We start from the raw sequence: 17,905 nt of genomic DNA, 5'->3' as shown, positions 1-17,905 counted from the left end.
TGTGAATAAAAAGCCTGGAGTATTCTCCAGGCTTTTTCATATTGAATTGCGTGATTTAGTTCGGTTTCCCTTTACCGTTTCCACCACCATTCCCACCAGAACTCGATTGTAAGGTGATGCTAATCGTCGCGGTTGAAGAAGATTGACCGTCACTGATCGTATAAGTGAATGAATCATTATTCTTAAACTTCTTCGAAGGTATGTATTCAATGGAGCCATCGCTCAGTACACGGGCGCTGCCTTTGTTTGGCTTAGCGACCGTAATTGCAAGAGAAGTCGATTGTTCAAATGAGTCATTATTTAACTGTTGGATGCGAACGACGGATTTATCACTGATCGTTACGCTATCATTCACCGCTTCAAGTGGTGACGTTGACTCAGATAACACTGTGTAAGGTAGCTCGGTTTTGGCTGATTGTTCATTTTCAGCATCTATAACGTCAACGGCTATGCTGTAAGAGTTCGGTTGAGCATCGCTGTTTGACGTAACCATGACCGTCGTTTCTGCACTCATGCCGGAAGGAACCGTCAAGGCACTTGCGTCATAATTCCATCCGTCAGGAACGCTTAAAGCAGTTGTATAGGTCGCGTCTGCACATTCTGTATTGTTCTGGTTCGTCACTTTTAGATTATACGCTAATGTTTCTCCGGCATTAGCATCAGAACCTGAAAGTGGGGTTAGAGAGAGTAGAGGCGATGTCGCAACGCATTGCCCTGATTCACCACCAAATATGACACTGACCTGTGCGTTTTGACCATTAGCACTTTCCAAAGTAATCGACACGCCTGTTTTTGGATCGGTGAACGTTCCACCGATTGGAAGAGCGGGGTCTTCCCAGTCATTACTCCCAAATAATTGTTTGAAAGTGGAGTCAGGCTTCATGTGTAGCAAGCGGCTACTTTTAAGATCACCGTCTGTCGCTAGGCGCACAACCACACCTTCTGTCACATCTTGGCGGTATACGATGTACGAACGGTCACGTAAAAAGCTGTCGTAGCCAAGAGCTTGTCGATATTCAACGTAAAACCATTGGCGCTGGCCTGTAATTGGATCGGTACCTCTTGGGATTTTTAAAACTTTTGATGAAGTACTTTCAAAGTCTTCATAGGCATCAATAGAGTAAACACCATCACTAGAAATGATTTGAGCAGGGGAGGTCTGCCACCCTAAGTTTTCCAGTTGGAAGGCGCTAAAGTAACCCATATCGTAGTTACCCATTGTATCGTAGCTATCACCGTACTCTATGACACGGCAATCACCAGCCAACGTACCGTCTTTACAGTCGAGGGCGGAAGCGTGATGCAATCCAAAATTATGTCCTAATTCATGGGCGATAACTCGAGGCTCGAAAACCGCATTTATTGACGCTCTAGAGGGAGTTACTCCTTGACTACCAGAGCCTTCTGATGCACATCCAGTTTTGGTTGTTAAGTAGATAAAACGGTCATAGTTTGATAGTTGATATCCCGCAGTTTCAGCCATTTTGTTGGCTTCCGCAGCTACAGCATCATCATCGCAAATTTGGTTTGATATCGGCAAGGTGAATGTTCCAGCAACATCACCAGTTAGCCAAAGTTGCCCCTGGGACATTTGCGAATAGAAGTCGCTAACGGTATTAAAAACCACATGATGGGCGTCTTCTTTAGAGATCGGGATCTCTTGAGGGCTTTCTTGGAAATTGACGAGTACAACTAATGTTTTTTGTTCACCACTAGCCACTTGCTCAGCATAAACCTCTGATGAAAAAGAATATGCTGACACGAGGGTTACAAAGCCAAGAGCTAGCAAGCGTAAATTTGACGCAACAACGCCCAATTGAGGGAGGATGACCTTCTTCAATTTATATACCTACTTAATATTTTGATATTAAATGAAATTACAAATTCATAATGTTTTAAATAAAATAAATAACGAGCTCTACCCAAATAGAACCAGTAATCATCAAGTGTGCATTATGTTTTATAAAGTTTGTTTTATATTTGTGTGTGTTTATTACTTTTAAACACGAGGCGAGATATTAGCAGAAGGGGTGGTTAAAATTCAACCATGCATTTCGGTTTTTATAAGTTCATGAATTATAATGTTTAACTAATTTTTACTGGTGGTTTTTATAAAAATAATAAGAAATAATATTGTATGCAACAAAAGTAGTTACAAAGACAGTAGTAATATTACACCGTGTAGTATGCAACACTTTTAATTGTTTGTTATTTCTTTTGTTTCCTATATAAATTACTTATTAAAAATAAGACGCTATCAATTCCATAGAGAAAATTGTCAAATTAAAGAAATATTAATTTCAAAAAAAGAGACTTATTATATCTGGATATAGGCAACGCCATTTTTGCCATTTTTCTTTATCTCATACATTGCGTGATCGGCTTTTTGATACACTTCATTAAACGGTTGCTTTCCTTTATTAAAGAGACAAACACCGATACTCATTCCTATCGTTACTTTATGTAAGTCTTGATTTATCGCTGGAATGATTGAATCTAAGAGTTGATCACAAAGTTGAGATATTTCTTCTTGATTTGAATAAGAGCTTAAAACGACAAACTCATCTCCTCCTATGCGTCCGACTTGAGACTTGCTTGGCGCAAGCTCTGTTAAGCTATTGGCGATATTGATGAGGAGAGTATCACCAGTATGATGGCCTAGCTGGTCGTTAACTGCTTTAAAATTATCTATATCAACAAACACTAAGGCAGACTGCTGAGACGGCTTGGTTTGAGGTTGATGATTAAAGTTTTCCTCAATTGCTTTTCTATTTAACAATCCGGTCAATGGATCACTCGAAGCTAACTTAGCCAGTTGCTGCTCATATCGCTTTTCTTTTGTAATATCGATATGAGTGCCCATCATGCGTAGTGGTTCTCCATCAGAACCATACTCGACGATGCGCCCTCGATCGTAGACCCAGCTATCACTGCCGTCTTTATGAATCATGCGATGCACTACCTCATAAAGGTCGGTCTTGCCTGCTAGGTGATCTTCAAATGCACCCACCGCAAGATCGTAATCTTCAGGGTGGAGTTTGTTTTTCCATGTTTCAACCGTGGCGGTTAACTCATGGGGCTGATAACCTAGCATTTTGCCCCACTGCATATTGAATATAGTCAAAGTACCCGAAGGAATATGCTGCTCCCACAAACACAGTCCATTACTGTCGAGTGCAGCATTCAACTTTTCTTGTAGTCGCGCATTCTTCCGCTTCAGCTCTTCATTTTCTTTTTCTAAGCAGGCAATTCGAGTTAGGTATTCTTCCATTTTGCGCATAATTTACGTCGATTTCGGAGCGACAATATACGAAAAATACTTTGCAATTTCTATGATTGAGCTTGGAGATATAAGTATTGAATATGCGGTAAATAATAAAGAATCGGTGATGTTACTTAAGAGCAGCAAAGTAAATACTTGGAAAAAAGAAGGAAATAGGGGGTAAGCGAGGGGCTCTCCTGGTGCAAAGTCTTAAATGGAGGCCTTTGCACCGGGACTACTGAGGGTTAGCGGTTTAGTGCACCACAACGCTCAGGCTGGTAGGTGATATCGACAATTTCAATTGTCTTCACTTGATTATTTGGCATTGGCCATTCAAGTTTTTGGCCGACAGACAAACCGATCAGTGCGCTGCCTACGGGCGCAAAAATAGAGATATCATCACTGCTTTTCAGTTCAGAAGGGTAAACCAGTGTCTTTGTCATGGTTCTATCTTCACCTGAAAATTTAAACTCTACAGTCGAGTTCATCGTGACCACGTTATCTGGCATTTGTTCTGGCTCAAGAACTGTTGCTCGGTCGAGCTCTGCTTCTAATTCCACAAGCTCCGCTGCGATGTTTGGCATTTTATCCAACAAGGCTGTGATTCGGTTCATATCTAAGCTTGAGATGTAGATAGAATTGTTTTCTGACATTTTATGACTCCCAAATAAAAGGCCGCCTCACAAAAATGGGACGGCACTCTATATGTCAATTACGGTATCAATCATATGGACGCTATTCCATATGAACTAAACCTGATTTTAGTCTTTATAGTGCGACTTAGCTAGTAAAAAATTTTTGTTGTGAAGCTTGATTTTTCTAAATCTTTCAATCACTTCAGATATTGTTCTCTGATCACCTTGAAACGGTGAAGTCAAGTGAGTGCGTCGTTTAGAAGCAAAGCAGGATTTATCGTAGGTGTGCTCGGTTTCGATGGTCAGCCTAACTTCATAAAAGCAAAACGGTATAGTCCGTTGCTAACATGGCTTCGGTTATCTCAGTTTGTTAAAACTACCAATATCCGTTAATAAATTACTTTTTATTTCGCAATAGTCAGATAAATACGTTCATCTACCCCTTTAGGGTAGTTTGAAATTGTAATTGATTTACATCATGTATTAATTTTCTTTCACAATTAACAATGAGCTCAGTGATAAGAACCTAACCCTTAGGAATTATAATGAGCAAGTTGAAGCTAGTAGTCATCGGTAACGGTATGGTAGGGCACCGTTATATTGAAGACTTAGTCGAGAAAGCTGATATGTCTAATATGGACATTACGGTTTTCTGTGAAGAACCTCGTGTCGCATACGACCGTGTGCACCTTTCCTCTTACTTTTCTCACCATACTGCAGATGAACTTTCTTTAGTAAAAGAAGGCTTCTACGAGAAACACGGTATTAACATGCTGATCGGCGAACGCGCGATCAACATCAACCGTGAAAACCGCATTGTTTACTCAAGCACTGGTCGCGAAGTTCAATACGACAAGCTGATTCTTGCTACTGGCTCATTCCCATTTGTTCCACCTATCAAAGGTCACGAAAGCAAAGACTGTTTTGTTTACCGTACTATCGAAGATCTTAAAGCGATCGAAGCGTGTGCGAAGAAGAGCAAATCAGGCGTTGTTGTCGGTGGTGGTCTGCTAGGTCTTGAAGCAGCAGGCGCATTGAAAGCACTGGGTGTAGAAACGCATGTTGTTGAGTTCGCACCGAAGCTAATGGCTGAGCAACTTGACCTTGCTGGTGGTAACCAACTTCGACAAAAGATCGAGCGTATGGGCGTGAACGTTCACACTAGCAAAAACACGCTTGAGATTGCGCCAGAAGGCACAAACGCACGCAACGTTATGCGTTTTGCTGATGGCTCAGAGCTAGAAACAGACTTCATCGTATTCTCTGCAGGTATTCGTCCACAAGACAAACTAGCACGCCAAATGGAGCTGGAAGTGGCACCTCGTGGCGGTGTTGCTATCAACGACCATTGTCAGACTTCTGATGAGAACATCTACGCTATCGGTGAGTGTGCGTCTTGGAACGAAATGTTCTACGGCCTTGTTGCTCCTGGCTACAAGATGGCGACAGTTGCCGTTGATCACCTACTAGGTAACACAGAAAGCAAATTCGAAGGCGCTGATATGTCTGCGAAGCTGAAACTTCTAGGTGTAAAAGTAGGTTCAATTGGTGACGCGAACGGTCGTACTGAAGGCTGTAAGAGCTACGTTTATCAAAACGAAGAGCAAGAAGTTTACAAACGTCTTATCGTTTCTAAAGACAACAAGAAACTGCTTGGCGCGGTTATGGTTGGCGACACCTCTGACTACGGCGACCTGCTTCAACTTATGCTGAACGAAATCGACCTACCAGAACACCCAGATGCGTTGATCCTTCCTGCACACGCAGGCGCTGAGAAACCAGCACTAGGTGCAGATGCTCTACCAGAAAGCGCAGTGATCTGTTCTTGTTTCGACGTGACAAAAGGCAAGATCGCACAGGCGGTTGCTGATGGTAATCATACGCTTGCTGACATCAAAGCAGTGACTGGCGCAGGTACAGGCTGTGGTGGTTGTATTCCTCTAGTGACGTCTGTTCTAAATGCTGAGCTTGCTAAATCTGGTATCGAAGTGAAGAACGACGTCTGTGAGCACTTTGCATACTCACGCCAAGAGCTGTTCCACCTAATCCGTATTGAAGAGATCAAAACGTTTGATGAGCTTCTAGAGAAATACGGTAAAGGTTACGGCTGTGAAGTTTGTAAACCACTGGCTGGTTCTATCTTGGCTTCTTGCTGGGGTGAGCACATTCTTAAGCCACAACTGGTTAAGCTGCACGACACGAACGATAACTTCCTAGGTAACATCCAAAAAGACGGTACTTACTCTGTTATCCCACGTATGGCGGGTGGTGAAGTAACACCTCAAGCACTGGGTGCGTTAGCGAACGTTGCCGCAGAATACAACCTATACACCAAAGTAACCGGTGCTCAACGTATTGGTCTGTTTGGTGCTCAAAAAGACGATCTTCCAGAGATCTGGCGCAAGCTTATCGACGCTGGTTTCGAAACAGGTCAAGCGTACGCAAAAGCCCTTCGTATGGCGAAGACCTGTGTTGGCTCAACGTGGTGTCGTTACGGCGTTCAAGATTCTGTTGGTCTGGGTTCTTACATCGAGAACCGTTACAAAGGCATTCGTACACCTCATAAGATGAAGTTCGGTGTTTCTGGCTGTACTCGTGAGTGTGCGGAAGCACAAGGTAAAGACCTTGGTATTATCGCGACTGACGCAGGTTGGAACATGTACGTATGTGGTAACGGTGGTATGAAACCTCGTCACGCAGACCTACTTGCAAGTGACCTAGATAAAGAAACACTAATCAAGTACATCGACCGCTTCATGATGTTCTACATCCGTACTGCTGCGCCACTACAACGCACATCAGTTTGGATGGAAAACATGGAAGGTGGCGTTGACTACCTACGCGAAGTGATTGTTGAAGACAAACTTGGCATCAACACTCAACTAGAAGCTGATGTAGCGAAGCTTGTAGACGAGTACGAGTGTGAGTGGACTGCGACCATCAACGACGAATCACAACTGACTCGTTTCGCGCACTTCATCAACTCTGACAAGCGCGATGAAAACGTTGTGTTTGTACAAGAGCGTGAACAGCACCGCCCTGCAACCTTCACGGAAAAACATCCTGAAGCGAAAGGCGACATCCTACACGTAGCGATCACTGAAGCATAAGGGAAGGTTGATTATGTCATTTGAAAAGATTTGCCAAATCAGCGACATCGTACCGGGCACAGGTGTTTGTGCACTGGTTGATGGTCAGCAAGTTGCGGTATTCCGCCCAACACAAGCAGAAGAAGTGCTGGCGATCAGCAACACAGACCCGTTCTTCCAATCAAACGTGCTTTCTCGCGGTTTGATCTGTGAGCACCAAGGCGAGCTTTGGGTGGCTAGCCCACTTAAGAAGCAACGCTTTAACCTGACAACAGGTGCGTGCATGGAAGACGAGCGTTTTAGCGTGAAAGCGTACAAAACCCGCGTAACCAACGGCGAAGTAGAAATCTCTGCGTAAGCTTGGTTTTCATTCCCTCCTCTTAGGGGGAGGGAATGAACTGAAACCTAGATTCAATAGACAAAGGCTTTCCAAGCATCATCTCAGGGGAACAGGGAAGCGAGGTGTTGTAGACAGCGTTCAGGTGTCAACGGGAAGCCTTTCTCTATTCAATCTTTAACTTTTTAACTTTCAATTTTGGATAAGGACACATTCATGTCTACTGATTTTAAGCCTGCAGAATTCGTGCAAACCATGATCAATGTTGGTGAAGCGAAAACCAATACAAGCACGCGAGATCTTCTGCTTCGCGGTACGATGGCTGGCGTTATTCTTTCGCTTGCGGTGGTGGTTGCTATTACCGCGATTGTACAAACGGGTATCGGTCTTGTAGGAGCACTTGTTTTCCCCGTTGGTTTCGTAATTCTAAGTGTGATGGGGTATGACCTAGTAACCGGTGTTTTTGGTCTAGCGCCTCTGGCTAAGTTTGCTAACCGTCCGGGCATCACTTGGGGTCGTATCTTCCGTTGTTGGGGTCTTGTAGGCTTGGGTAACCTTATCGGTTCTCTGATCGTTGCTTACCTAGTGGCTATCTCTCTAACAGGTAACTTCTCTCTAGAACTGAACGCAGTAGCGAAGAAATTTGTGGCTGTTTCTACCGCGCGTAGCCTTGGTTTTGAAAACATGGGTATGGACGGATGGATCACGTGTTTCGTACGCGGCATCTTCTGTAACCTAATGGTATGTCTAGGCGTTATCGGCAACATGACAGCACGTTCAGTATCTGGTCGCGTAGCAATGATGTGGTTCCCAATCTTCATCTTCTTCGCTCTAGTATTCGAGCACACAGTAGTAAACATGTTCCTATTCCCACTAGGTATGATTCTAGGTGCGGATTTTGGTATCGCGACTTGGTTGAACTTCAACCTTATCCCAACCATCCTAGGTAACATTGTTGGTGGTCTAGTAATGACTTGTATTCCACTGTACCTAACTCACGCTAAAACTGCGCCTTCTATCAATGCTGAAGAAGAAGTAAAAGCGCAACCTGCAATGGCTAAATAACCATTAACGGGTAATTCGCTTAATATGGTCCCGCTTCTGGATGGGCGGGACTATTCTCTAACTAGATTTCAATTTTTAACTTTCACTTTCGCGACATATTTTATTGATTTAGCTATAAAAAGTAATAACTCCTTAGAGTGGTTTTAGCCCTAAGTGCATAACGCGAGTGTTACTCTTTATATCTAAATTTTTCGATAGGCGTTGATATGACTACTGCTCACTCATCTTTAAACAGCGGCTTTGTTTCTCTTGTTGGTGCAGGTCCAGGTGATCCTGATTTGCTCACAGTAAAAGGCTTAAAAGCCATTCAAGCGGCTGAAGTTGTGGTGTACGACCGATTGGTGTCGAAAGACATTCTTGAATTGGCTCACGCATCAGCAGAGATGATCTACGTAGGTAAAAAATTAGACTTTCACTGTGTGCCTCAAGATCAAATCAACCAAATCTTGGTGCAGAAAGCGCAAGAAGGTAAACGCGTTGTGCGCCTAAAAGGTGGGGACTCATTTATCTTTGGCCGTGGTGGTGAAGAGCTAGAAGAGCTAGCCGAATTTGGCATCAAATACGAAGTGGTTCCTGGTATTACGGCGGCGGCGGGTGCAACGGCATACGCTGGTATTCCATTAACGCACCGTGACCATGCACAAAGCGTTCAATTTATCACTGGTCATGTACAAAAAGATGGTCGTGAGATTGAATGGCATTCACTAGCGCAATCCAACAACACACTTGTGTTCTATATGGGGTTGAAGCAAAGCGGCCACATTATGGATAAGCTGATCACTCATGGGTTAGATCCTGAGATGTCATGCGCCATTATTGAAAACGGTACGCGCCCAGAGCAGCGCGTGCTCCAAGGAAAGTTGAACGAGCTATCGATCATGGCAGAGCAAGCCGTGAGCCCAGCATTGATTGTGGTTGGCAGCGTGACTCAACTTCACAACAAGTTGGATTGGTTCGCAAAGTAATACTGCCCAGAAGTGACTATATTTTACAGGGACTTTGCTGCCTCTGCATTTCTTGCTTACGCATAGGCATTTGATCAATGAGGTTGTTGATAAACGGCCAGTCTGTTTCTGCGCCCCAACGGTGCTTTTCTAGACCATCTTTACCAAGCAAAATAGCAGTATGAGAACCTTTTTCGACCTCATAAAGACGAGCTAGCATTTTTAGGTCGAACTCTTCTTTAAGCCAAGCAGGAAAAGTATAACCTTGTTCTGTAATGACCAGCGTGACGACATCTCTGTCTTCCAACTCACACTCATTCATAAGTGTTTCTAGCAAGAATTGTTTGACGTATTCATCATTTTCTGGCGCAAAGTAGAGCACACTTCTATGTGGCCAGTATTTGGAGTGCGCTGGATAACCAAATGCTGTCGATGACAAGATACAAGAAAGCAGTATCACTAGTAACTTTCCGCCCATGACAGTTTCCCTAGAAACCCAAATAACTTTTTATACGTTAAGTTTAGTGGAATTGGCTCATTGTGCTTTTTCCAAAACTGGCATAGGGTAGGCAGCAAATAAATTGAGCGTAGAAATAGATGAGTTCGGAAAGCAAACAAAAAATCGCCATTTTGGTTGATGTACAGAATGTGTATTACACCTGTCGCGAAGCGTATCGAAGCAATTTTGATTACAACCAGTTTTGGTATGTTGCCACACAAGGGAAAGAGGTGGTAAGTGCTCGTGCTTATGCAATTGCGAGCAATGATCCCAAGCAACGTCAGTTCCACCATATTCTTCGTGGTGTTGGATTTGAGGTGATGCTTAAACCCTACATCCAGCGTCGTGATGGCAGCTCGAAAGGCGATTGGGATGTGGGTATTACTCTCGATGCAATTGAAATTGCTCCCGAAGTTGAGGAAGTGATTCTAGTTTCGGGAGATGGAGACTTTAGTCTGCTAGTAGAGAGAATTCAGCAGCGCTTCAATAAAACGGTGACCGTTTATGGTGTACCTAAGCTAACATCCCAAACTCTGATTGATTGTGCCGACAATTTTGTCGCGATTGATGACGATTTCTTGCTGTAGTGAATAGTGCAATAAAGAAAGGCGAGTCACTCAGGCTGTACGAAACGTACAATGACTCGCCTCTAATTTATCGTTGATTTGGCTAGTTACGAAGGAATGATCATTTGCCCTAGCAAGTAACCCAAGCAACACGCACCAATCACGCCGATTAAGCCCACAGACATGAATGAGTGGTTGAAGTACCACTTACCAATCTTAGTTGTGCCCGAGGTATCGAAGTTCACAGTCGCAATATCTGAAGGGTAGTTGGGAATAAAGAAGTAGCCGTATACCGCTGGCATCAAGCCGATAAGCAGCGCAGGTTCCAAACCTAAGCCGAGACCAACAGGTAGCATCATGCGAGCCGTTGCAGCTTGAGAGTTCACCACAACCGACACAATGAATAACGCAAGCGCGAATGTCCAAGGGTAGTTGGTTACCATCTCAACGATGCCAGATTTAAATTGAGGCATAGCGTACTGGAAGTAGGTATCTGACATCCATGCAATACCGAAGATAGCAATCGCCGCCACCATACCAGATTTAAATACCACGCCATTTGGTACGTCGCGCGGGTCAGTTTTGGTCGCAAGCAAAATGATACCGCCGAAGCAGAGCATCATCATTTGAATCACAACTGCCATGCTGATTGGCTTCGAGCCATCTACGATGGTACGAATGTCTGGCCACATCGCGATAACGACGATAACCAAGATAGAAGCAATGAACAGCAATACAGAGTTACGAGCACTTGTTGGTAGTACTTCATCAAGAGACGTCGCAGTTGTGTTGAGGATTTTTTCTCTCCACACTGGATCTTTCAAACGCTCTTGGTATTCTTCATCGTCGTCTAGCTCTTTACCACGCTTTAGGCTGTAAAGTGACATCAACAACGTACCGAATAGCGTTGCAGGTACAGTAACGAGCAGAATTGAGAGCAGAGTGATCTCGTGTTGAATGTCGGAGAGTTGCGCCAAGTAGTAAACCACTGCTGCTGAAATTGGCGAGGCTGTGATTGCGATTTGAGACGCGACAGAAGCGGCAGCCATAGGACGCTCTGGACGAATGCCATTTTTAAGTGCAACGTCGCCAATGATTGGCATGATAGAGTAAACCGCGTGACCTGTACCAAGTAGGAAGGTCATAAAGTAAGTCACGAACGGAGCAATAAGGGTGACGCGTTTTGGGTTCTTACGAAGCACACGCTCGGCAACTTGCAGCATGTATTTCAAACCGCCAGCGGCTTCAAGAATGGAAGCACATGTTACCACCGCTAAAATGATCAACATAACGGTGACAGGAGGAGAGGTTGGCGGCATCTTAAAGATGAAGACTTCAATCACCAAGCCAATTCCGGATACGACCCCAAGGCCTATACCACCATAACGTGAGCCGATATACAGCATCACGAGCAAAAATAGAAACTCAAGATACAACATGTGGATTTCCTTATTCAAAACAGAGGGCTACATAGCCAAATTACCTCTTTGTATTGTCTCGATATTCAGAAAGAAAATACTTCATGTTGTTCACAATCCGCTGGATAAGAAACAGCAATATTCAATTATTGGCAATAACTCACGCTACACAGGGAAACTGTTAACACAGTTTTATCAGGGTGTTTTTATGCTGTGTATTTTTGCGATCATCTGAGCGTTAAATGCGAAGAGGTTTAAGAGTTTGTTGCTATTCATCGCATACGTAACCAGACCTTACAGCTTCACAGAACTCGGAAATACATTCATAACTAACCCTAAGAGTGCTTCTTTGTTATGAAAACGCAAAGGATAATAGTTTGCATTGCGATTGGTGCTTGGGTATAAAGGTGTCAGAATGACTACACCAACAATAAGCCATCATGTCTGAGCAATTTTTCCCGCAACTGTTTCAAACTTCGAGTGAGATTACACCTTACCTACACGGTGATATCGGCGAGATAGGGCAAGAAGCTATCCATATCGAGAATGATATCAACCCGATCATCCAAGGCCTTTACCAGCAAATCTCGGAGGCTCATCCGGAAGCGGGAAAAGCATATTGGTTGACAAGAACGTGGGATTTACTTTGTTGGCAGCCAGTTTATGTCGCATTCATCTCTATTTACGGTTACCACACGTTGCCAAACATTCGCGAGATAGCGCAGCACCTCAAACCTTGTTTTGTTTCTGGGTACCGATTCGCCGACGAAGCGCATATACATGGCGAGCCAGAAGCGTTGATAAAAGAGGCGGGGCGTCAAATCCGAGAACTGTTCGACTTCTATCAACAAGAGATGAGTCAATGGACACGCATTCGTCCTGGCTTCACCCATCAATTGATGTCGGACGGAATCATGGCTTGTTTAATTCGTCTCCAACAGCGCTTTCCGCAAATGACTAACTCGACACTTCAGGAGCATGCGGTCTTGTGGCTAAGCGCAATGGGTTTGGATGTTGATAATAGCCGCTCACTTCATGAGACGGAATCTGATCAGCCGCTAAAGTTAGTAAGAAAAAGTTGTTGTTTAGTCTATAAGTGTGAAGGCAGAAAGCTTTGTGCAGATTGTCCTCGTTTAGAGGAAAATCGACAGCTTATGAGCAAGAAGGTTCTTAATTAACATTTATTTAACTTGTGTAACAGTGCTCGATTTGAGAGTGAGAATAAGTATCATTGCATGCTCTTGTTGACAACAAAAAGATAAATACAATGATGAAAAGGACGTTTTCTTTCAATCTCATCGTACTTGCGATGAGCAGTGGATACGCAGTTAGCTCAATAGCAGCAGAAGATCTTCAACAAACATCGACTCCGAGCGATGAGCAATTGGTTGTTGTAGGCAGTGTGATGCCGAAATCGATCTCCGATATTCCAGGAACGGTTTGGTTTGTTGGCCAAGAAGAGATTGCTCAGCAATATCGTGCGGGCAAGACACTGGGTGATATTCTTTCTGCAACCATCCCTTCTTTAGACGTCGGCACCGGTGGTCGAACTAACTATGGTCAGAACCTTCGCGGTAGAGCAATGTTGGTAATGATTGATGGTGTCTCGTTACAGTCTTCTCGCCCGATTAGTCGTCAGTTAGACGCAATAGACCCATTCAACATCGAGCGAATTGAAGTACTATCTGGTGCAACCTCCATTTATGGTGCAGGCGCTACTGGTGGTGTTATTAACATTATCACCAAGAAAGCGTACTCGGATGACTTGTCGTTTGAATCCTACGTGAGTGGCACTACAGGCTTTAATAGCAGCGATGACTTTGATTACAAACTCGCTCAGTCTATCTCGGGTGGTAATGAGCGAATTACCGCTAGAGGTTCGGTTGTGTACACCGAGACACAAGGTGCATTTGACGCAAATGGCGACATTGTCACCCCAGACATTTCACAGGGCTCTTTGCAGTACAATTCAACGCTCGATGTTATGGGATCGACCGAGATTCAAATCTCCGATGCCAGCAAGTTAAACCTTGTCGCACAATACTATGACAGCCAGCAAGATTCGCCATACGGTTTGTACATTGTTAACAATAAATTTGTTGATGTACGAGAGGGGTTCGATTCCGACCGTGAACATGGTACAGAGCGAGTTCTCTTAAGTGCGAACTACGCTCACGACAGCGTATTCGGTCATCAACTGATAGGCGAGTTATCTTACCGTAGTGAAGACCAAACCTTTACTCCTTATTACCAAAGTGCCTCTCAACAAAAAACAGAAGTTTTTGCTGGGCGCTTAGCGTTAGCTAAAAGCTGGGAGTCATTCAAACTTGTTTATGGTGTCGATGCGTACTTAGACCGTTTTGAAAGTAACCAGGCTCTGTTCGATCCAACCATTGCGAACAGCTCTGGGAACTTAATTAATCGAACCTATGCCGAAGTGGGGCGTTACCCAGATGTTGATGTGGCGTCTTACGCAATGTTTGTCCAAGGGGATTACCAAATCAATCAAGATTGGTCAGTACAAGCAGGCTACCGCTACCAATACATGGACAATAAGATTGATGATTTTGTTGCCTATAGTATACAAAAGAAGATCGCATCGGGTAATGGTGTATCAGCGGATGCGGTACCAGGTGGCAGCACTGACTACTCTGTGAGCTTATTTAATTTGGGCACTATTTATCAGCTTAACGATGAATCTCAGCTTTGGGCGAACTTCTCTCAAGGTTTCGAACTCGCTGATCCTGCAAAGTACTACGGCCAAGGTAGCTACGATGCCGCGGATGCAAATGGTCACTACGCGTTGAACAATAGCATTAATGTATCTGACTCAAAAATGTCGGGCATCAAAACGGACAGCTATGAAATTGGTTACCGATTAGATACGGATACTGTCGCACTGCAAGCGGCGGGTTACTACTCGGTTTCGGATAACTCAATCAAGTATGACAAGAAGACGCTCCTAATCACCAATGTTGATGACGAGCAACGTGTATACGGTGCCGAAGCAAACATTAACTACTGGGTAAACCGTGATATTTTGTTAGGTGCATCAGGTCACTATGTGGTTTCTGAGCTGAAAACCAACGGTAAGTGGGAAGATCTAAGCGCGGGTAAAGCAAGTACATCAAAAGCGAACGCGTGGGCGGCTTACTATCAGGATGGCTATTCAGTACGTTTACAAAGCCAGACGATGTTTGATTACGAAGATGACGCAAACAATAAACTAGATGGATACACTACGTTTGATCTTCTTGGTAACGTAACACTACCTATCGGGCAGTTAGGTTTTGGTATTCAAAACCTATTTGACGAAGACTACACAACCGCTTGGGGACAACGTGCGCAGATTCTTTATGCAGCACACTACGATGCAGCAGCGTACGACTACAAAGGAAGAGGTCGCACATTCACACTGAACTACAGTGTCGAATACTAAAGCTAACTCTCTCCGAATATCAAAAAAGCCGCTGAAAGCGGCTTTTCTTTTAGGCTTGATCTGTCTGCGCTGTGTCTACAACGTTTTCCGTGTGTTCTGAAGCTTGGTTTTGTTCTTCAGCTTCCATTTTCGCGCGTTCAGCTTTGGAGATATAACGCGGCTTATTGCTCTTATGTAGCTTAGCGTTATGCTTCTTCTGCTTCGCTTTCAAGATCTGATTGATTTTCTTCTTGCGGTTCATGGTGGTGGTCCTTTAATTTAGCGAGGCAGGATAGTTACTTTTTTATCAAGTTACAACTAAATAAGCGCCGGTATCGGTCGCAAAATTCAAGTACGTTCCTATGTCCAATCATCTATCGCGTTTTAATGGAGCCCAAATGAAAACACTGTACACCGAACGTTTGATACTGCGTCTTGTGAGTGTAGATGATGCACCATTTATACTAGAACTTTATAACCACCCAGACTTCTACCGTTTTGTCGGAGACAAACAAATTCGTACCGAATATGAAGCGGCGCGTTACATAAAAGAAAACATGCTACGCATGCAACAAATTAAAGGCGTGAGTTTACTCGTTGTAGAGAAGAAAGAAGATGGGCAACCCATCGGGATTTGTGGGTTGGTTAAACGTGACACATTACAACACTATGATCTCGGATATGGATTTTTACCTTCCGCTTATGGCTACGGCTACGGAACGGAGTCTGCAACCGCAGTGCTGGAATACGCTAGAGAGGAAATGAAACTCGATAATTTGGTTGCCATCACCAACAATGACAATATTCGTAGTATAAGTTTGCTCAAAAAACTGGGCTTTGAGTTTGAACGAGTTGAGCAGCAATATGATAATGGCCGCACGTTAGAACTTTACACAATGATGTTGTGATTTTTGGATAGCGCATGAGCGATATTTTACTTGGCAAACTCGCCACTGAATTTAAGACAGTAAAAGCCATGGTAGAGGTTTACTGTCATGACCATCATGGAACAAAACGTGACTTATGCTCAGAATGTCGTGAGCTGCTTGAATACGCAGAAGTGCGCCTCGACCGCTGTCCTTATGGAGAGAATAAACCGACGTGTAATAAATGTCCGATTCACTGCTACAAACCAGAGCCGAAAGAACAAATGCGTTTGGTCATGCGTTACTCTGGCCCCAGAATGTTACTGAAACATCCCATCTTGGCGGTTCGTCATTTGCTTCATGAAAAGCGCATGGTACCGGAAAAGCCTGCAGCGAACGCGTCAAACCGTCACAAGCGTTTATCTAAACAAAAATGCGAAGAATAAAAAACGAGGGCGGCATGCCCTCGTTTTCGTTGAGTTCGTTGAGTAGAAGCGGCGTGATTAGAGGCCAGCGGCCATACGCTGCTTGGTTTTGCTCGCAGCAAGTAGCATGTATACGCCAGTCGCAACCAAAGCGGCAAACAAGTAGCCTAGCAAGCCGTGTTCTTGGCCCATGAATTTATCAGCGACAACAGGACCAGCAACAGAGCCGATGCTGTAGCTAAACAGCATGACTTGTGTCGCAGAGACAATAAAGCGTTCATCAAGACCTTCGCAACCTAAGTTGATTGCAATCGGGTACAAAGCAAAAGTAGCTGCACCTAAAAAGAATAATGCAGCAGCCAATACCACGGCTGACGAGGAAATAAACGTCATACCGATCGAAAAAATACCCAAAATACAGAAAAACGCCATTAGCACTGTGCGGCTCATGTATTTGTTTAACGCGGTCACCATTGGTTGAACTAGCATGCCACCTAGAATCACTAGCGCCATCAATGTACCAATGTCTTGATGGCTAATTTTACGGTTAGTTAACTCAACTGGCATTAATCCGTAGATCGCGCCTAAGGTCAAACCTGAAACAATACAACCAATAATTGCTGCATGGTTTAGTTTGGCAATTTGCTTAAATGATAAAGCGGTTGATTCATGGCTGTTTGGCTGCTCACACTCAATGAACATTAGCACCAGCATCGCCATTAGGATCAACGTCGTGATCGCAATAAACGGAACGCCGCCACTTACGCCAAGCACGCCAATACCAAACTGGCCTAATGCTGAACCACCATAAAGCGATAGCATGTACAAGCTCAAACGTTTCGCACGCGATGCTTCGTCTCCAGACATTAGCCAAGACTCAACAATGACAAAAACACCAGCAACCGCGATACCCGCAATAAAGCGAGCGGCAAGCCACATCAATCCGTTAGCAAACACGGGTAGTGTGACGATAGTTAGCGAAAATACGGCCAAGCAACCAATAAACGCGTTACGGTGACCAACTTGACGTACGATACGTTCAATAAAAATAGCACCGGTTAATAAGCCGCCATAAAACACACTCGCCAACCAACTCGCGTAATCTGCTGAGATGTTGTATTCACCGAGCATGAGAGGGATCAAGCTCATTAAATAGCCCGAAGCCACCGCATAAAGAGACAGTGCGACGACTGGAACTGTAACTCGTGGTGATGCTGCAGGAACGACTGTGTTTTCCACTGTTTTGCGCCTATAAGTTAAATGAAATCTAAGGGTTATTCGGCGCGAATATGAGGCTAATAGTTAGGCAAGTAAAATGATAAATTTAAGTCGTTTCGACAAATAATATTTATTAACTAGATAGGTTGATAAGTTGCATAAA

16 protein-coding genes are annotated in these 17,905 nt (G+C 44.0%); 9 read left to right on the top strand and 7 right to left on the bottom strand.

Annotated features, from left to right (window positions below):
- Positions 1–55: 55 nt before the first annotated feature.
- From R7Q46_RS00725 to rnk, 3 genes are all read right to left on the bottom strand, one after another.
- Complete coding sequence (locus tag R7Q46_RS00725) at positions 56–1,840, bottom strand: Ig-like domain-containing protein (RefSeq protein ID WP_318077221.1); 1,785 nt, start codon at positions 1,838–1,840, stop codon at positions 56–58.
- Between the two features lie 477 nt (positions 1,841–2,317).
- On the bottom strand, positions 2,318–3,271 hold the full coding sequence (locus R7Q46_RS00720; RefSeq protein ID WP_213871361.1) for a GGDEF domain-containing protein: 954 nt from the start codon (positions 3,269–3,271) through the stop codon (positions 2,318–2,320).
- A gap of 236 nt (positions 3,272–3,507) precedes the next feature.
- Positions 3,508–3,915 (bottom strand): nucleoside diphosphate kinase regulator, encoded by a 408-nt coding sequence (gene rnk, locus R7Q46_RS00715; RefSeq protein WP_005376048.1) that lies wholly within the window; start codon positions 3,913–3,915, stop codon positions 3,508–3,510.
- Between the two features lie 527 nt (positions 3,916–4,442).
- Between rnk and nirB the strand changes: the two genes are divergently transcribed.
- The 4 genes from nirB to cobA all read left to right on the top strand — a co-directional run bounded on the left by nirB (position 4,443) and on the right by cobA (position 9,353).
- On the top strand, positions 4,443–7,007 hold the full coding sequence (gene nirB, locus R7Q46_RS00710; protein ID WP_262638437.1) for a nitrite reductase large subunit NirB: 2,565 nt from the start codon (positions 4,443–4,445) through the stop codon (positions 7,005–7,007).
- Positions 7,008–7,020: 13 nt separating this feature from the next.
- A complete protein-coding gene (gene nirD, locus R7Q46_RS00705; protein ID WP_005387969.1) occupies positions 7,021–7,344 on the top strand; it encodes a nitrite reductase small subunit NirD in 324 nt (107 codons plus the stop codon).
- Positions 7,345–7,539: 195 nt separating this feature from the next.
- The gene (locus tag R7Q46_RS00700) at positions 7,540–8,388 is read left to right on the top strand and encodes a formate/nitrite transporter family protein (protein WP_005387971.1); all 849 of its coding nucleotides are present in this window, start codon (positions 7,540–7,542) and stop codon (positions 8,386–8,388) included.
- Between the two features lie 206 nt (positions 8,389–8,594).
- Positions 8,595–9,353 carry a uroporphyrinogen-III C-methyltransferase gene (gene cobA / locus R7Q46_RS00695; protein WP_213871128.1) on the top strand — a complete coding sequence of 253 codons (759 nt, stop codon included), beginning with the start codon at positions 8,595–8,597 and terminating at the stop codon, positions 9,351–9,353.
- Positions 9,354–9,369: 16 nt separating this feature from the next.
- Here cobA and R7Q46_RS00690 read toward each other — a convergent pair whose 3' ends face one another.
- On the bottom strand, positions 9,370–9,810 hold the full coding sequence (locus R7Q46_RS00690) for a DUF4174 domain-containing protein (RefSeq protein WP_005376058.1): 441 nt from the start codon (positions 9,808–9,810) through the stop codon (positions 9,370–9,372).
- 119 nt (positions 9,811–9,929) lie between these two features.
- Between R7Q46_RS00690 and R7Q46_RS00685 the strand changes: the two genes are divergently transcribed.
- Positions 9,930–10,418, top strand: a complete 489-nt coding sequence (locus tag R7Q46_RS00685) for an NYN domain-containing protein (RefSeq protein ID WP_005387978.1) — start codon at positions 9,930–9,932, stop codon at positions 10,416–10,418.
- 86 nt (positions 10,419–10,504) lie between these two features.
- On the opposite strand, the gene R7Q46_RS00680 is transcribed toward R7Q46_RS00685, so the two are convergent.
- Entirely contained in the window at positions 10,505–11,836 is a 1,332-nt protein-coding gene (locus R7Q46_RS00680) for an anaerobic C4-dicarboxylate transporter (protein WP_005376060.1), read from the bottom strand.
- A gap of 419 nt (positions 11,837–12,255) precedes the next feature.
- On the opposite strand from R7Q46_RS00680, the gene R7Q46_RS00675 reads away from it, so the two are divergent.
- Positions 12,256–12,993, top strand: coding sequence for a siderophore ferric iron reductase (locus tag R7Q46_RS00675; RefSeq protein ID WP_042520969.1), 738 nt, complete (start codon positions 12,256–12,258; stop codon positions 12,991–12,993).
- Positions 12,994–13,082: 89 nt separating this feature from the next.
- Positions 13,083–15,254 (top strand): TonB-dependent receptor, encoded by a 2,172-nt coding sequence (locus R7Q46_RS00670; protein ID WP_005376064.1) that lies wholly within the window; start codon positions 13,083–13,085, stop codon positions 15,252–15,254.
- Positions 15,255–15,303: 49 nt separating this feature from the next.
- On the opposite strand, the gene R7Q46_RS00665 is transcribed toward R7Q46_RS00670, so the two are convergent.
- Positions 15,304–15,495: a DUF2986 domain-containing protein gene (locus R7Q46_RS00665; RefSeq protein WP_005376066.1), complete on the bottom strand. Its 192-nt coding sequence runs from the start codon at positions 15,493–15,495 to the stop codon at positions 15,304–15,306.
- A 136-nt stretch (positions 15,496–15,631) separates the two neighbouring features.
- Here R7Q46_RS00665 and R7Q46_RS00660 point away from each other — a divergent pair, with 136 nt between their 5' ends.
- Together R7Q46_RS00660 and R7Q46_RS00655 are read left to right on the top strand one after the other, a co-directional pair.
- The gene (locus tag R7Q46_RS00660) at positions 15,632–16,141 is read left to right on the top strand and encodes a GNAT family N-acetyltransferase (protein WP_005387984.1); all 510 of its coding nucleotides are present in this window, start codon (positions 15,632–15,634) and stop codon (positions 16,139–16,141) included.
- Positions 16,142–16,155: 14 nt separating this feature from the next.
- Entirely contained in the window at positions 16,156–16,545 is a 390-nt protein-coding gene (locus R7Q46_RS00655; protein WP_005387988.1) for a nitrous oxide-stimulated promoter family protein, read from the top strand.
- Between the two features lie 57 nt (positions 16,546–16,602).
- Here R7Q46_RS00655 and R7Q46_RS00650 read toward each other — a convergent pair whose 3' ends face one another.
- Positions 16,603–17,763, bottom strand: a complete 1,161-nt coding sequence (locus R7Q46_RS00650; protein WP_213871127.1) for an MFS transporter — start codon at positions 17,761–17,763, stop codon at positions 16,603–16,605.
- Between the last annotated feature and the right edge of the window lie 142 nt (positions 17,764–17,905).

This window comes from Vibrio sp. 811 (assembly GCF_033339195.1).
The sequence above is the reverse complement of the archived record's forward strand: the minus strand, read 5'-3'. Positions and strand labels throughout refer to the sequence as shown.

Bases quoted from the DNA above. Each gene is read 5' to 3' on its own strand.
- R7Q46_RS00720 (WP_213871361.1), bottom strand. From the start codon at position 3,271: ATGGAAGAATACCTAACTCGAATTGCCTGCTTAGAAAAAGAAAATGAA.
- rnk (WP_005376048.1), bottom strand. From the start codon at position 3,915: ATGTCAGAAAACAATTCTATCTACATCTCAAGCTTAGATATGAACCGA.
- nirB (WP_262638437.1), top strand. From the start codon at position 4,443: ATGAGCAAGTTGAAGCTAGTAGTCATCGGTAACGGTATGGTAGGGCAC.
- nirD (WP_005387969.1), top strand. From the start codon at position 7,021: ATGTCATTTGAAAAGATTTGCCAAATCAGCGACATCGTACCGGGCACA.
- R7Q46_RS00700 (WP_005387971.1), top strand. From the start codon at position 7,540: ATGTCTACTGATTTTAAGCCTGCAGAATTCGTGCAAACCATGATCAAT.
- cobA (WP_213871128.1), top strand. From the start codon at position 8,595: ATGACTACTGCTCACTCATCTTTAAACAGCGGCTTTGTTTCTCTTGTT.
- R7Q46_RS00690 (WP_005376058.1), bottom strand. From the start codon at position 9,810: ATGGGCGGAAAGTTACTAGTGATACTGCTTTCTTGTATCTTGTCATCG.
- R7Q46_RS00685 (WP_005387978.1), top strand. From the start codon at position 9,930: ATGAGTTCGGAAAGCAAACAAAAAATCGCCATTTTGGTTGATGTACAG.
- R7Q46_RS00680 (WP_005376060.1), bottom strand. From the start codon at position 11,836: ATGTTGTATCTTGAGTTTCTATTTTTGCTCGTGATGCTGTATATCGGC.
- R7Q46_RS00675 (WP_042520969.1), top strand. From the start codon at position 12,256: ATGTCTGAGCAATTTTTCCCGCAACTGTTTCAAACTTCGAGTGAGATT.
- R7Q46_RS00670 (WP_005376064.1), top strand. From the start codon at position 13,083: ATGATGAAAAGGACGTTTTCTTTCAATCTCATCGTACTTGCGATGAGC.
- R7Q46_RS00665 (WP_005376066.1), bottom strand. From the start codon at position 15,495: ATGAACCGCAAGAAGAAAATCAATCAGATCTTGAAAGCGAAGCAGAAG.
- R7Q46_RS00660 (WP_005387984.1), top strand. From the start codon at position 15,632: ATGAAAACACTGTACACCGAACGTTTGATACTGCGTCTTGTGAGTGTA.
- R7Q46_RS00655 (WP_005387988.1), top strand. From the start codon at position 16,156: ATGAGCGATATTTTACTTGGCAAACTCGCCACTGAATTTAAGACAGTA.